The following is a 15,200-nucleotide window of genomic DNA, read 5'->3' on the forward strand; positions in this document are numbered from 1 at the left end:
CCAACGCCCAGAAACAGTTGAGACCACGACGTCGAGACGGCGTCTCTATGCCACGGAATCATGGGTGAACAAAAAATCGACATCAGAAACAAAACCGCGATAACCACATTCCAGACATTCGACGTTCTTATCATAGGCTGTCTGACCGAATTGAAGAGGCGCTGGTCGACCAGCCACCGTTTGATCGTGCTGTGGCGTGCAATCGCCACGCGCAGCATTCAGAAGGGAACCGCGCCTCCGCGCGGCCCCCTCACCACACCCTACCAACCTCAATTCAACTTCATCACCTCAACCACATTCGCCTTCGGCACCACCGGCATATTCACCGCCGTGTGATCCAGATCGAGCGTCACCTGAGCGCTCCCCTGGAAACCTTCGAGCTTCAAAGCGATCTTGCTGCCCGGTAACACCGTGAAGTCCCGCGGCATCATCTCGAGTGCGAAGCTGTAGTTCGTGCCCGGCACAATCGGCTGCGGATGTTCAAGACCCTTGTAGAACTGCGGATTAGCCCACCCGTAGGTCACATTGTTCCCATCCACCGACAGCGTCGCCTTAACGTTCGTCACTGCCGGCGAGAACTTTCCGGTCACGACAATCATGATCGTGCCGGCGTACCGCGTTGCATTGGCGAGCGGCGCGCTCGTATACGTCACGGTGTTCTTGCTATCGAAGCTGACCGCATGGTTGTCGACACCTTCCGACGGATTCGACGTGAACAGCCCACCAACCTTGCCGTCACCGCGCAGGTAGTACGGCGTCGTCGTTGTCGTCGGCCACGCGCTTTCCTTCACGATCAACTCACCGGTCGGAATACAGTCTCTCGGGTTGTGTCCGTCCTTGCAGTGCCCGGTCAACGTGTTGCCATTGCCGTCCGGATTGCTGCTCGTGTCGGAACCACCGGTCGGCTGATCGCCTGCCGGAGTTTCACGTGCATAGGTCGGTTGGGTTTCCACACCATTGTTTACGCCGAACAGATAGCGCGAATACCAGAGCAGTACTTCTTTTGCCCATTCCTTCTGCCAGACCGGATCGTCATGGTTGCGGCTATGCAGCCAGAGTTGCACGGGCTTCTTCAGCTTGAACAACGTGTCGTAGAGCTGCACGCCGTTTTTCGTCTTGACGTTGTTGTCGTCCTGCCCCTGCGTGACCAGGGTCGCCGCCTTGATCTGATCGGCGTGCGTTAGCGTATTGCGCACCTTCCAGAAGTTGTTATAGGCAAGTGTCGTATCGTCGGACCCGTTAGAGAGCGTCTGATAGAGCGATGCACACGCATTCGCGGTACGGGTCGATTTCTCCGCCTGGATGTAATCGGTGAGACCAATCGTGCCGATGACATCGGAGATCACGCCGTTGTAGCGGAAGTAATCGTAGCCATTGCTGATCCCTTCAACCGGCACGATCGCCTCGAGCCCCGGAACGCCGGTAATCGCGACCATCGACGGCAAAGTGCCTCCGTAAGAGATGCCTTCCATCGCGACGTGCCCCGTCGACCAGCTGGCAGCCAGCGGATTGCCCTTGTCGTCGAAGCCCGGTGCAGTCTTGTCACCGGTGAGCCAGCGAACCACCGCGGCCATCGCCTCGCCTTCGGTCGAATCCATCACCGACCAGCAACCATCCGAGAGATTGGTACCGAGCGAGTCCGCATAAATGACGGTGAACCCCATGCGGATATATTCCTCTTCGCCGAGGAACGGTCCGCGTTCGCTCGCGGCATAGTCCGGGTCCGCGTAGTAAACCGACGGTCGAACAATGACTGGCGTCTTCAACCCTTCAGCGACTTCCGCCGGCTGCACGATGCGCAGCGCGATGCGATCCTTCTTCCCGTCGTGGTCGGTATCGAACGGCGTTTCTACCGTCACGCTGTATTTTTTCGGCGCACGCATGGATAGCCACGGCAAGACCATGCCGTCGTCCACGGTCGGGCCGTCATGGCCGGGATACAGCGTGTTCAACGCGGGATAGGCAATGCCGGTCGGCGAGCTTGCAAACTGTGCGCCGACACCGGGCGCTGGCACAGGCGGCTTGAACGGTGCGGGGTCCGGTGCCGTCGTAATGGTTTGCGGCGGCGTGGCGGCAGCCTTGCTGGCTGCACTCGATACGTCGTTCCCGCCTCCGCACGCCGTCAGTGACATCAAGGTAATCAGCAACGACGCGCCGGTTTTCCGTGTCAGCCGCAATGGCAGCCATTCCGCATGATTCATACGCTCTCCTGTTGTGTTTTCTGGTTCTGACGTCTTCGAATCCCCTCCTCTTTGGCACACCTGAGCGGCGCAAACGGATCGAGGCTTCACGGGCGATGCGTGTAAAGACGTCCGCGCGAGCAACCAGGACCAGTCGGAAGACTAAATATTCCTCAAGTGCTGCCGCGAGCGATGCGCATTGAGAGCACGAAAAAATTTTTCGTCCTCGACTGGTCTCCTTTCATTTCGCATTCGTCTTTAGAACAGGATCGCCACGATCGGCTACTGGAGAAGCCGGTCGTTGCACGCACATCGATCGTCGCGTGGCTCATCGAATGTGGATCACGGCCGCCATCGCGTGGCAGCCGCTTATAACTACTCAACACAACCTAGAGGTTCTGGAATGGTCGACAGGATTCCAATGCGCCCGGTTACCGGCACACAAGAGACAAGGAATAAAGGCGCTTCAGCGCGGCGAACCATGCGCTTGCCGTTCGCCCTGGTGTTGACAGCAATGCTGATGGCCGCGTGCGGCGGGGACGTCGGCTCGTCAGCGTCGACGGCGGCCACGCAACCGGGCGCACCGGCAACCACTGCACCGCCCGGCACGCCGCCGGCGTCCAGCACACCCGAACAGTCTCTAGCGGCCGACAAGCCGTACAGCGATCCCCTCAGCTACTCCTCTGCGGCGAATGCGTCGTTGACCGCCCCCGTGGCCGAGCAAGCCGCCGTGGTCCATCGTCGCCTCAAGTTGAATGATGGTTCGACGCTGACCTACACCGCCACCACCGGACACCTGACCGCCAGCGACGCGAAGGGCAAGGCGGAGGCTTCCGTGTTCTACGTCGCCTATACCGCCGATGGCAAACCGCCAGGCAGCCGCCCCGTGACGTTCCTGTTCAACGGCGGTCCAGTCAGCGCAACCGTCTGGCTGCATCTCGGCTCATGGGGGCCGAAGCGCATCGTCACGCATGTGCCCGACGCGAGCACGAAGTCGTTTCCGCTAGTCGACAGTCCGGACACGCTGCTTAGCGACAGCGACCTGGTCTTCATCGACGCAATCGGCGTCGGCTATTCCGAAGCCATCGCACCGAACACCAACCAGACGTTCTGGGGCGTCGACGAGGACGCGGGGCTGTTCCGCGATTTCATCACGCGTTATATCGCGGTGAATCAGCGGCAGACATCGCCCAAGTACCTCTATGGCGAATCGTATGCGGGCATTCGCACACCCGTGCTGGCCAACATGCTGGAAACCGCCGGTGTCGATCTCGCGGGGGTCGTGCTGAATTCGCCGATCATGAACTACAACACCGCGTGCGACACGGGCTACGGCACCGACTGTACCGGCTTCCTGCCGAGCTTCGGCGCGGTGTCCACCTACTACGGCGTCAGCAACAAACCCGCGGCCACCACGCTGCCGACCTACATCCAGCAACTGCAGGGCTTTGCCTCGGGCTCCTATCAGCCCGCGGTCAAATCGTTCCTTGCCAGCAAGACACCGCCAACGGGCAGCCTGGTAGCGCAACTGACCGGCTACACCGGTTTCGCCTCGCAGGTCTGGCTCGACAACTTCAACATGGACCCCGGTACGTATCGCTCGAAAATCAAGCCGGGCTATGCGGTCGACGTCAACGACGGCCGGCTCAACGCGCTCGCGGGTAGCGAGACCAGCTACTACGACAGCGCGTTCTCCGACCAGATCAAGACGTATTTGCCGCAAGGGCTGGGCTATAGCGTGAAAACGAACTACTCGATGAGCGCGGGCGATACCTGGGACTGGCAACACGACGGCCTGCCGCAGCCCGATTCGGTGCCCGATCTTGCTTCTGCCATCGCGCAGAACCCGCCGTTGAAAGTGCTCGTGATGCATGGCTATCACGATCTCAACTGTCCGTATTTCCAGACCGAAATGGAGCTGGGCCGGATGGGCAATGTACCGAATCTGCGCGTGCGGCTCTTCGAGGGCGGACATATGACGTACCTCACGGAAAGCTCGCGAGGGCCGATGAAAACGGAGCTGCACACGTTCTACAACGCGACCGGCACCGCCGTCCGCTGACCCGACTATCGAGGTGCGAGGCGGCAACTTCAACGTCGCCTCGCACCTGAAAACCGAATCGAACAAGGAGCAGTCAGTGAAGAATTCTCGTGGTGTGTGGGCGTTGCTCGTGATGATCGGCGCCATGATTTCCGTTCCTCAGTTAGCCTATGCGGGCAGCGACGACGGCGCCGCTTCGGCACCGGATAGTGCGCAAAGTCCAGCACGTTCGCCTGAGCAGATTCACGTGCAGCCGGGTGTGCCGCGCTCAAGTCAGCCTGCGTTGTCGGGCAAGGCGCTGGACGCGCATGTTCTGACGCAATTGAAGCAACGCTTCGACGCCGCCGATACGGATCACACCGGACGAATCAGCGTCGATCAGGCCCGTAGCGCGGGATGGGGTTATCTCGTCAATCACTTCAGTCAGATCGACAAGGCCGGTCGCGGCACCGTCAGCTTCGACGAAATCGCGAACTACATGCGCGGCATGGGTGCGCGGATGTAATTGCCCGCGACCTGAAATTACGCGGGCGCGAAAATTTTCCGGGCCCGACTGGTCCCCTTTCAACTCGCATTCGTCTTTAGAACAAGATCGCAACGACTGGTTACCGGAGAGGCCGATCGTTGCACGAACATCGATCACCGTACGGCTCATCGAACGCGGACAGCCACGCGTCGCGTAGAAGCCGCTTATAACTACTCAACACCACTTAGAGGTTCTGGAATGGTCGACAGGCTTATTCATTACACTCGCTATGGATGTGCATTCGGTCTGCTCGTTTCACTGCTAAGCGCATGCGGCGGCGACAACAAGATCGCAAGCACTCCGGCATCGAACCAGGCGTCAGGTAGTCCGTCGCAATCCAGCCCCGCAGCGCCCGCGCCCGCCAGCGCACCCGCAGGGGCCGCTGATCAGGCGTACGCAGATCCGAATCACTACAGCACCGATCCCGATGACGCGCTGCCTGCCAACAGCGCCTTCGATCAGGCCGCCGTCACGCATCACTCGATGACGCTCAACGGCAAGATCGTGACCTACACGGCGACCGCCGGGCACTTGACAGCGATCGCGCCGAATGCCGATGCCTCCCAACCCGCCGACAAGGAAGTGTCGTTTTTTTATGTCGCGTATACGCAGGACAACCAGCCGCTCGGCAAGCGTCCGGTGACGTTCTTCTGGAATGGCGGACCGGGCTCGTCGACGATCTGGCTGCATCTGGGATCGTGGGGACCTAAAACGTTTCAGGTCGACGAGGCGAGCTTTACGCCCGACCAGCTGCAGACGCAGCCCAAGAGTTTCCCGATGGTCGACAACGACGTAAGCATGCTTGACGACAGCGATCTGGTTTTCGTCGATGCACCGGGTACCGGTTTTTCGGAAGCAGTCGCACCGCACAAGAACAGCGATTTCTGGGGCGTCGACGAAGATACCAAAGCCTTCCGCGACTTCATTACGCGCTACATCGCGGTCAACAAACGGCAGACCTCGCCGAAGTATCTGTATGGCGAATCGTATGGCGGTATCCGCACGCCGATCGTCGCAGACCTGCTCGAACAGGCGGGTAGCCCTGGGCAAGGCGGCCCCGCATTGACCGGCGTCATATTGAATTCGCCGATCCTGAGCTACAAGACCAACTGCGAACGATCCAGCAGTTTCTCGTGCGAAGGGTTCATCCCGAGTTATGGTGCCGTCGCCTTCTCGAAGAAGGTTGCAACCGATCCGCTGGCCGGCACGCTGGCACTGCCCGACTACGTGAACCAGGTGCGGTTGTTCTCGGCGCAGTACTGGGTTCCGTCGCTGTCGCCATACCTGCAGAACACGGCTAGTGGCAAATGGAAACCGAAGGACCCGAGCTCGTTTCCTCAAGACCAGCAAACACTGTTTGGCCTGCTCGCAGGGAAGACCGGGCTGAGTACCGCCAACTGGGCCGCCAGCTTCAATATGCAGCCGCAGAGATTCGAATCGAGCATGATCAACAAGCTTGGTCTGGGCAACAACGGCCGGCATATGGACCGGTACAACGGCATGGTCACCATCCCGGAGAGCGCGACCTACGATGCGCAGAGCTACAACGATCTCGCCTTCCAGAACCAGATCAAGGACTTTCTGCCGAATTTCCTGAAATACACGAGCAAGACGGACTACGCCGTGGAACCGGATGATCCGATCGATATGTGGAACTGGAAGCACGGCGCCGACAAGTCGAATCACCCGACGTCGTTACCGGATCTAACCGATGCACTTACGCTCGATCCGAAGCTGAAAGTCGTCGTGTTCCACGGATACCATGATCTGGCCTGCCCGCTTCATCAAAGCGAGCTCGATCTGGGCGGTGCCGATCTGGCCGCGACGGTACCCGTCAAGGCATTTCCTGGCGGTCACATGATCTATCTGACGAAGGACTCGCGGCACCCGATGAAGCAGGCGATCGACACCTTCTTTAATTCGGCGTCGACAGCGGCTCTCCAGGAATGACTTCGATAGCAATTACTTCGTTTGAAATGAGGCAGCGATGAAAACTCTTTGCTTGAATGCGCTTCTGGCCGCAGTCGGTCTGACTTCTGTGGCGGCAGCGCTAGCGAATCCGTATGTGAGCGTAGGCACAGCCGATGCCTATGCACCGATGCAGATGCTCAAGGTGGGTGACCGGATGGTTACGCCGCCCCCCGACCCTGTAGGCACCGCAGTCCCCGAGGCAGAGGGCCAGACGTTGCGCAATCAGGTGCTGGCCACCATGAAGCAGCGTTTCGACGCAGCGGCAGATCCATCGACCCACCTCCTCTCGCTCGCTGACGCAAAGCGTTCGGGATTGGGTTATATCGCGGATCACTTCAGAGAGATCGATCGCTCGGGTAGCGGTTACGTGAGCTTCGACGATCTCACGCGTTTTCTGAAGGCTAAAAAGGGCGCGGCGTTCGCGAACTCGTAGCCAGCTCGTAGTCACTAACCGCACGGTCCGGCGCGTCGTTTCATGCAGCAATGCGCGAACGACACGCCGGCCTGCGGGATCATCCTTCGATCAGATGCGTCCCGTGCGTGATCGCAGCCCCCGCACGCAGCGCTGCGGCGATAAAGGTCACTTCGGCCAGTTCGACTTCGGTAGCACCCGCCTTGACCGCAGCGCCCCGATGAATCTCAAGGCAGTACGGGCATTGCGTCGTCAGTGCGACGGCCAGTGCGATCAGTTCCTTGTACTTGCGCGGCACGGCGCCATCGGCGAGCGCTGCCTTATCGAACGCAACAAACGCGTCCCATGCGGGCGACGCTTTCGCACCCAGTGCGGGCAATTTCGTCATGTTCTTCATGTCGTACATGTGTCGTTCCTCCTGCTGTCGCTAGTTGAAATGCCATGCCGGAATGGCAATGGCGGCCTGTCTCCCCACGCAGCTAAAGACGGCTGTTTACCGGTCATTTTCAATTTTCGGCCGCACCATACGACTGTGGATTTCAACGGCTCGCCGGCAACCGCTCACGCTTAACCGACAATCGTCTTTCACTCTGTGCGCCAGCACACGTTGCACGCCAGCCGGTGCTGCGATTACCGGCCGTGACCAACCTTGCATCGCCAACCGGCCCGACGGCCCGGTCCCTGACGATTATTTCCCCCTTGTTACCGCGTAACTACGGGAAAAACACCCGTAACCCGCGCCCGAAGTAGTTTGCCTAGCATCGTCGCACGCTGCCTGCCCCCTGCTCCGACGATCGCAGATGAACCTCTCACGCCCCTTCATCGAACGCCCTGTGGCGACAACGCTCCTTGCTCTCGGCGTCGCGCTCGCCGGCATGTTTGCTTTCGTCAGACTACCGGTTGCACCGCTACCCCAGGTCGACTTTCCGACTATTTCCGTGCAGGCCAGTTTGCCTGGCGCCAGTCCCGATACCGTGGCCAACAGCGTGGCGAGTCCGCTGGAACGACACCTCGGACAGATCGCCGACGTCACCGAAATGACCTCGCAAAGCTCGGCCGGCTCTGCGCGCGTCACGCTGCAGTTTGGACTCGATCGCGATATCGACGGCGCGGCGCGCGATGTGCAGGCGGCGATCAATGCAGCGCGCGCCGATCTGCCGACGAGCCTGAAGAGCAATCCCACGTATCACAAGGTCAATCCCGCCGATGCCCCGATCCTGATTCTTGCGCTCACCTCGCACACGTTGCCGCGCGCCAGACTCTACGATCTCGCCTCGACGATCCTTGCGCAATCGCTGTCGCAGTTGCCGGGTATCGGCGAAGTCGACGTCAACGGATCGGCGAATCCGGCGGTGCGGGTCGAACTGAATCCGACCGCGCTCTATCACTACGGCATCGGTCTCGAAGATGTGCGCGCGGCGCTCGCGTCCGCGAATGCGAACAGCCCCAAAGGCGCGATCGAAAGCGAAGGCGAGCACTACCAGATCTACGACAACGACCAGGCGCGTGTCGCGGCGCAATACAAGGATCTGATCATCGGGTACCGCAACGGCGCGGGTGTCAAACTGTCCGACACGGCCGAGATCGTCGATTCGGTCGAAGACCTGCGCAATCTCGGCCTTGCGCGCAACAATCAGCCTGCGGTGCTGGTCATGCTGTACCGACAACCGGGCGCAAACATCATCGACACCGTGGACAGCGTGCGCACGCTGCTGCGTCAGATTAAGCCCGCGCTACCCGCCGACGTCGACGTGGTCGAAGCGTCCGATCGCTCGACCACCATCCGGGCCTCGCTGCACGACACCGAAGCGACCCTGCTGATCGCCGTCGGACTGGTGATACTGGTGGTGTTCATCTTTCTCGGCAACGGACGCGCCGCGCTGATTCCGACCGCGGCTGTGCCGGTGTCGATTGTCGGCACGTTCGCGTTCATGTACCTGCTCGGTTACTCGATCGACAATCTGTCGTTGATGGCATTGACCATCGCGACCGGCTTCGTCGTCGACGATGCGATCGTCGTGCTGGAAAATATCGCGCGCCATATGGAAGCAGGCATGTCACGCATGCAGGCCGCGCTGCTCGGCGCGCGCGAAGTCGGCTTCACCGTGCTATCGATTTCGATCTCGCTGATCGCGGTGTTCATTCCGATCCTGCTGATGAGCGGCATCATCGGGCGGCTGTTTCGCGAATTCGCGATCACGTTGTCGCTTGCGATCGTCGTGTCGCTCGTGGTGTCGCTGACGGTTACGCCGGTGATGTGTTCGCGTCTGTTGCGCACGCGCGGCGAACGACCTGTGGGGCGCATTGGCCGGTTTTTCGCGCGACCGTTAGAGGCGTTGTACGACGGTTATGCGCGCTCGCTCGACTGGTCGTTGCAGCATCCACTGCTGTTGCTCGCTGTGCTCGTCGCGACGATCGGGTTGAATGTTTGCCTGTACGCGGTGATTCCGAAGGGGTTCTTTCCGCAGGAAGACACAGGTCGTCTGATCGGTGGCATCCAGGCGGATCAAAGCATCTCGTTCCAGGCGATGGAGCCCAAGCTCAGGCAGATCATGAGGATCATCGGCGGCGATCCGGCGGTGGACAATGTGGTCGGCTTTACTGGCGGCAGGCAAACCAATACTGGTTCGGTGTACGTCGCGCTCAAGCCGTTGTCGGAACGTCGCGAAACCGCCGATCAGGTCATTGCACGCCTGCGGCCGCAACTGAATGCGGTGCCGGGCGGCCGGCTCTTTCTTCAGGCGGTGCAGGACATTCGCATCGGCGGCAGGCAGAGCAACGCGCAGTATCAGTTCACCCTGCTCGGCGATTCGCGTGCGGAACTGTATCAATGGGCGCCGCGACTCGCGCAGGCGCTGCAGGGCGCGCCCGAACTCGAGGACGTCAACTCGGATCAGCAGCAGGCGGGACTCGAAGCCGACGTGGATATCGATCGATCGACGGCGGCGCGGCTGGGTATCACCCCCGCACAGATCGACAACACGCTGTATGACGCCTATGGGCAGCGGCTTGTATCGACTATCTACAATCCGCTCAATCAGTATTACGTCGTCATGGAAGTCGCGCCGCGTTACTGGCAGCATCCGGAAACGCTGAACGATCTGTACGTGAGTACATCTGGGGGTAGCCCGAGCGGTACGCAATCGACCAACGCCGTCGCGGGTACCGTTACCGTTAGCACCACCGCCACGACCGCAGCCACAGTCGCCGCCGATGCCACCGATTCCGCGCGCAATCTTGCGATCAACTCGCTGGCAGCAAGCGGCCACTCGAGCGCGTCCGCCGGCACGTCGGTCAGCACCGCGATCGAAACGATGATTCCGTTCAGCGCGTTCGCGCACTTTGCACCGGGACACACACCACTTGGCGTCAACCACCAGGGCAACTTCGTCGCCACCACGATCTCGTTCAACCTGCCGCCTGGCGAACCGCTGTCGGTTGCTGTCGCGGCGATCGACCGGACAATGGCCGAGTTACGTATGCCCGCATCGATACACGGCAGCTTCGCGGGCACGGCGCGCACCTATCAGCAATCGCTTTCCGACGAACCGTTACTGATCCTTGCCGCACTGGCCGCGGTGTATATCGTCCTCGGCATCCTGTACGAGAGCTATGCGCATCCTCTGACGATTCTGTCCACGCTCCCCTCGGCCGGCGTCGGCGCGTTACTCGCGTTGATGCTGTTCCACATCGAGTTCACGGTCATGGCATTGATCGGCGTGATTCTGCTGATCGGCATCGTCAAGAAGAACGCGATCATGATGGTGGACTTCGCCATCGATGCCACCCGCGAAGGACTATCGTCGAGCGATGCGATCTATCAGGCGAGCCTGATGCGCTTCCGGCCGATCATGATGACGACCTGCGCGGCATTGCTCGGTGCGTTGCCGCTAGCGCTAGGACATGGCGAAGGTGCCGATCTGCGCCGGCCGCTTGGAATTTCAATAGTCGGTGGTTTGATCGTGAGTCAGCTGCTGACGCTCTATACGACGCCGATCGTGTATCTGTACGTGGACCGGTTGCGACTCAAGCTGCGCAGGCGTCGCGGCATGGTGCAATCTGGTTAAGTGATCAACCCGCCGACTTGCCGATACTCCAGTGCGTAGGCGTGAACGCGGTTTCGAAGCGCGACAGAAACGATTGTCCAAGCAGACCGTCCACGCTCTTTCCCAGCGTCGCCCCCGATTTAGTGTCAACAGAGACCGGCACATCCGCGGCCTGAACCTGACCGACGCTGACCGATGTCGCCTGCGTCAGGAGTCCTGTCGCCGGTCCGTTGGCTGTCTGCAGGCGGACCTTCTGCGCATGCGCCGTATCGATCCGCGCCCGATGCGCAAACGCATCCGTCAACGTCACATAGGTTGCACCGGTGTCGACGATAAACGTACCTGTCACGCCATTGATCTTTGCGACGACACGAATCGTATTGCCCGACGGTCTCGCGAAACTGTCCTTCCCCGAGGCATACGTGGACGGACACGACTGCTTGCCCGAATACGAGGCAATGATGTTCTTCGCCTGCGAATTGTCGGCCCGCTCTGGATCGGCCGACATCCACATCCTGATCATGCTGACCGCGTCGCAGTAGCGGCCCGCCTTCGCGTGCATGTCGGCAGCGCGGAGAAACAGATTGCTGGTGATTGTCGAGCGCTCGGGAATCAGCGCGATGGTCTGCATGTAGTCGGCCAGCGCCCGCTCGTGATCGCCCTGCCCTTCATAGGCCCTGCCGCGCGCGAAATAGTAGTCGGGTTCGGCCGGCTCGTTCGCGAGCAACTGGTTGGCGACTGTAACGGCGGCGCCGTAGTCGCTCACGGCCATCAGATCTTCCGCGGCCGCGCTTAGAAAACCATCGGCACGACCGCACGTCTTGACGAACTGGGTCAAGGAATTGGCAGACTCGCGCCGGTACCCTGCTTCGTCGAGGCGATACGAGAGCGCGCCCATCGCATCGCGGTTGCAGGGTTCGTGAGAAAGCTGCACGAGTGCGCGATGGGCGTCCGGTTTGGCCAGATCGGCTGCTTCGACACCGGTGAGCCGATAGTGGTCGACGGCGATTCTCGTATCGTCGGGAACCTGCTGACCGCAGGCGAGCGTAATCAGTGCGGCGCATGCGGCAAGCAGCCGGCCGGGTGCGAACGCGTTTCGCAACACGATCGCGCGCGTGGAGGTCGAAATTTTCATTGGAATCTGCGGAATTGTTGCGTTTACGCCGTGCGCGAACGACATCGGTTTGCGATTGTGGCCGCTATGATACCTGGCGTTTGCAGGGGTTTTGTCACATGTGATTCGACACGACGGATGCAGGTCCGATCACTGCATCGTGCAACCGGCTCCCGTGGCAAAACTAGAACCGGTAGTCAAGCAGGAGCGAACCCAGCAGCGGATTGGCCGAAATTCTCGTGGTGTTCGAGGCGAGCACCTTACCCGGCTGGTTGATATTGAGTGTGATGGTCGTTCTGAGCGGGATGTAGGTGACCATGCCCGTCAGCCACAGACGCCGGGTGAGCTGGTAACTCGTCCCGAGCATGAAGACCGGCGTCCACGTACTTTTGATCTGCGCCGAGACCGTCGTATGCGACGGCAACACCAGATTGGCGCCCGCCTGCAGCAGACTATCGATGGCATCCGGATTCTGCAGCAACGATTGCAGGTTACCAAGCGCATTGCCCGCGGACAGCAAACCGCCCAGCGATGCGAGCTTGCCCTGAAAAACCGAATTGAGATTCGTATTGGTGAAACGGGCATAACTGATGCCGATGCCGACGAACGGGCGAATCTTGTCCTCACGGCCGCCAAGATAGTATTTCATCACCGTCGATACCAGCAACGCACGCGAGGTGCCCAGCGGATTGCTGTTAGGATTCGCGAGATTGATCAGTGGCAGCTTGCCCTGAATGCCTGGAAATATCTGTCCGAGCGGCAAGCCGATGCTGCCGCTTCCGCGTAGCGTCAACATCGGCGGAAAGCCGGCGCCAATCTCGCTGGCAATGTGCTCGGTGAAAAAATGCGTGATGGTGAGCGCGACCGTATTCATGTTGCCGAGCGACACGGAACTACCGGGGTTGCTGAAACTGCCTAGCCCGAGTGCACTGGTCTTCGTGGTGATCGGCGTTGAGCGCCCGGTCGGCATGATGAAGTGCCAGCCGAGACCGATCATGTTGCGGTCGTCGCCGGTGAGTTGCTCCTCCCAGGTGGGGCCTTCCGCTGTCGGCAGATCGGGCAGCATGTCGGGATCGACCGGATGAAGTTCGTACGGCATCCGGTCGTATTTCACGCCGGCGATGAAGTGCGGCGACGATGCTGCTGGAGGACGGACAGGCGTCTCGTCATCGGTGGCGCAGGAAGCTGGATCGCACGCATCGTCGGGTGTCGGTACGTCGGAGAACCCGATGCCGCTACGGCCGCTGCTGCGCGAAGTGCGCGGTATGCCATCGCGTTTTGCCTCGCCTAATGTGATCTTTTCTGCGGAAAACTTGCGAAGGCGCGGGAGATGCGGGTCATCCTGCGGGTCCGCTAACGCATTCGTGCGCCCGCTTCGCTTCACACCCGGCGTCGGCCCCCACGCGTGCGCATCGAATCCCGGCACATCGCTATCCGGTAGAAAGCCAATGCCTTCCGCGCCGTCCTGCCAGCGCACTGATTGCCTGCCGTCTTCCGCGTGCGCGGGAGCCGTGCACGCGAGGACCGTGACACCGAGCCAGCACGACAGCGGGGCTCGCCAGCCGCGACGCGCGCTTTCGCGGCGTTGCTTCTTTCCGGTCCGCATCGGCGTCAGGCGGGCGTGCCGAACATGCGTTGCCGTATCCGGTAGAGCGGTTCGAACAGCCATTCAAGCAAGCTGCGCTTTTCGAGGACGATGTCGCCCCTGAGCGTCATCCCCGCTTTCAACGCAAGCGTTTTCCCTTCGAACACCGGTGTGCGCTCGGAAAGCTCCACCCAGCTCTTGAAGTAGGTTTGTGGCGATCCCGCATCCACCGGCAAATTCAATTCCCTGGCGGAAAAGGCGACCGGCGAAATCGATAGCAATTTGCCGCGGTAGGTCCCGAACTTTTCGACCGGATAGCTACCGTAGGCGAGCTTCACCTCCTGCCCCGGCTTCACGAAGCCCGCTTTCGACGACGGGATATATAGCTCTGCGATAAGACCGTCCGCCTTCGCCGGCAGGATCTCAACCACACGCGTACCTGGCGGATCGATCACGCTACCCTGCACGACGTCGAGCCGCACGATCTGCCCGTCGGCGGGTGCGTAGAGCACCTGGTTCACGCTTTCGTCGATGTTGAATTCTTTCGAGTTGAGCTCTTCCTGCTTGATCTTCAGTTCGGCATTCGACCCGTCGTACTTGCTTTGCAACGTCTCCAGATCGCCGCGCAACTTCATGACCTGCTTGATGAGATCGGCCTTGCGCAACAGCAAGTCCTGATAGGCCTGGCTAGCCTGCAGGTATTGCGTGTTCACCTGGTTGTACTGCTCGAGCGTCACGACCTGCTCGTTCAGCAACTGCTTGACCCGGTCGCGCCGCTCGCCGTCGTCGGAAACGATGCTTTTCTGATCTTCGATCTGCCTGTCGATAAGCGCCCTGCTCTGACCGAATGCACCGATCTGCTGGTTGATCTGCTCGATTGTCGAGCGGTATTCGAGCTTCGCGGCATCCATCTGCTGATCGACTTCCACGCGCTGACGTTTCAGCGCTTCGCGCATCCCTTGTACGTTGTTAGTCTGCGTAACGAAGCTGGTGTCGCGTGTCACGCTCATTAGCTTGTCGCCCGCCCTGACCTGCTGATCCTTGTTGACGAACACGTTGCGCACGGCCCATCCGGGCGGCGCAGCCACGCCGATCAGTCCCGAACGCGGCGTCAGCGTGCCCATCACGCTTTCGGTATTCGCGTAGCTCAGATGCACGAGTGCCGTGATAAACATCGCGAACATTGCAATCGACAGATAGCAAAAGAAACGCATCGACACCGGTACGTCAACGACGCCATTGATCACCGTGCCAAACGTCGTGCCACGCAGCAACTTGCGCGGTGTTTTCTGCTCTCGCAGCGTCGAGATCCAGCTGGGCATGAG

General features: G+C 60.4%; 11 protein-coding genes. 6 read left to right on the forward strand and 5 right to left on the reverse strand.

The window, feature by feature from the left end; genetic code table 11:
- The first annotated feature begins 60 nt into the window (after positions 1 to 60).
- Positions 61 to 336 (forward strand): hypothetical protein, encoded by a 276-nt coding sequence (locus BWP39_RS31685; RefSeq protein ID WP_157915111.1) that lies wholly within the window; start codon positions 61 to 63, stop codon positions 334 to 336.
- Here BWP39_RS31685 and BWP39_RS00585 read toward each other — a convergent pair.
- Positions 270 to 1,967, reverse strand: a complete 1,698-nt coding sequence (locus BWP39_RS00585; RefSeq protein ID WP_235851357.1) for a CocE/NonD family hydrolase — start codon at positions 1,965 to 1,967, stop codon at positions 270 to 272. The two genes, BWP39_RS31685 and BWP39_RS00585, sit on opposite strands and share 67 nt — an antisense overlap.
- Before the next feature lie 694 nt (positions 1,968 to 2,661).
- Here BWP39_RS00585 and BWP39_RS00590 point away from each other — a divergent pair.
- The 4 genes from BWP39_RS00590 (at position 2,662) to BWP39_RS00605 (ending at position 7,151) form a co-directional block, all read left to right on the forward strand.
- Positions 2,662 to 4,242 carry a S10 family serine carboxypeptidase-like protein gene (locus tag BWP39_RS00590; protein ID WP_207556513.1) on the forward strand — a complete coding sequence of 527 codons (1,581 nt, stop codon included), beginning with the start codon at positions 2,662 to 2,664 and terminating at the stop codon, positions 4,240 to 4,242.
- Between the two features lie 76 nt (positions 4,243 to 4,318).
- The gene (locus BWP39_RS00595) at positions 4,319 to 4,726 is read left to right on the forward strand and encodes an EF-hand domain-containing protein (RefSeq protein ID WP_133116806.1); all 408 of its coding nucleotides are present in this window, start codon (positions 4,319 to 4,321) and stop codon (positions 4,724 to 4,726) included.
- Positions 4,727 to 4,945: 219 nt separating this feature from the next.
- Positions 4,946 to 6,697, forward strand: coding sequence for a S10 family serine carboxypeptidase-like protein (locus BWP39_RS00600; protein WP_096716451.1), 1,752 nt, complete (start codon positions 4,946 to 4,948; stop codon positions 6,695 to 6,697).
- A 37-nt stretch (positions 6,698 to 6,734) separates the two neighbouring features.
- A complete protein-coding gene (locus BWP39_RS00605) occupies positions 6,735 to 7,151 on the forward strand; it encodes an EF-hand domain-containing protein (RefSeq protein ID WP_096716452.1) in 417 nt (138 codons plus the stop codon).
- Between the two features lie 79 nt (positions 7,152 to 7,230).
- Here BWP39_RS00605 and BWP39_RS00610 read toward each other — a convergent pair whose 3' ends face one another.
- The gene (locus BWP39_RS00610) at positions 7,231 to 7,536 is read right to left on the reverse strand and encodes a carboxymuconolactone decarboxylase family protein (RefSeq protein WP_096716453.1); all 306 of its coding nucleotides are present in this window, start codon (positions 7,534 to 7,536) and stop codon (positions 7,231 to 7,233) included.
- Between the two features lie 394 nt (positions 7,537 to 7,930).
- On the opposite strand from BWP39_RS00610, the gene BWP39_RS00615 reads away from it, so the two are divergent.
- Positions 7,931 to 11,197: an efflux RND transporter permease subunit gene (locus tag BWP39_RS00615; protein ID WP_096716454.1), complete on the forward strand. Its 3,267-nt coding sequence runs from the start codon at positions 7,931 to 7,933 to the stop codon at positions 11,195 to 11,197.
- A gap of 4 nt (positions 11,198 to 11,201) precedes the next feature.
- Here the strand turns inward: BWP39_RS00615 and BWP39_RS00620 are convergent, their stop codons facing one another.
- From BWP39_RS00620 to BWP39_RS00630, 3 genes are all read right to left on the reverse strand, one after another.
- Positions 11,202 to 12,311 (reverse strand): retroviral-like aspartic protease family protein, encoded by a 1,110-nt coding sequence (locus BWP39_RS00620; protein WP_157915112.1) that lies wholly within the window; start codon positions 12,309 to 12,311, stop codon positions 11,202 to 11,204.
- 163 nt (positions 12,312 to 12,474) lie between these two features.
- A complete protein-coding gene (locus BWP39_RS00625) occupies positions 12,475 to 13,896 on the reverse strand; it encodes an OmpW/AlkL family protein (protein ID WP_096716456.1) in 1,422 nt (473 codons plus the stop codon).
- Between the two features lie 5 nt (positions 13,897 to 13,901).
- Positions 13,902 to 15,197 (reverse strand): HlyD family secretion protein, encoded by a 1,296-nt coding sequence (locus BWP39_RS00630; protein ID WP_096716457.1) that lies wholly within the window; start codon positions 15,195 to 15,197, stop codon positions 13,902 to 13,904.
- Positions 15,198 to 15,200: the final 3 nt, after the last annotated feature.

Origin of the sequence: Paraburkholderia acidicola (assembly GCF_002362315.1) — a bacterium.
Classification (GTDB): Bacteria; Pseudomonadota; Gammaproteobacteria; order Burkholderiales; family Burkholderiaceae; genus Paraburkholderia; species Paraburkholderia acidicola.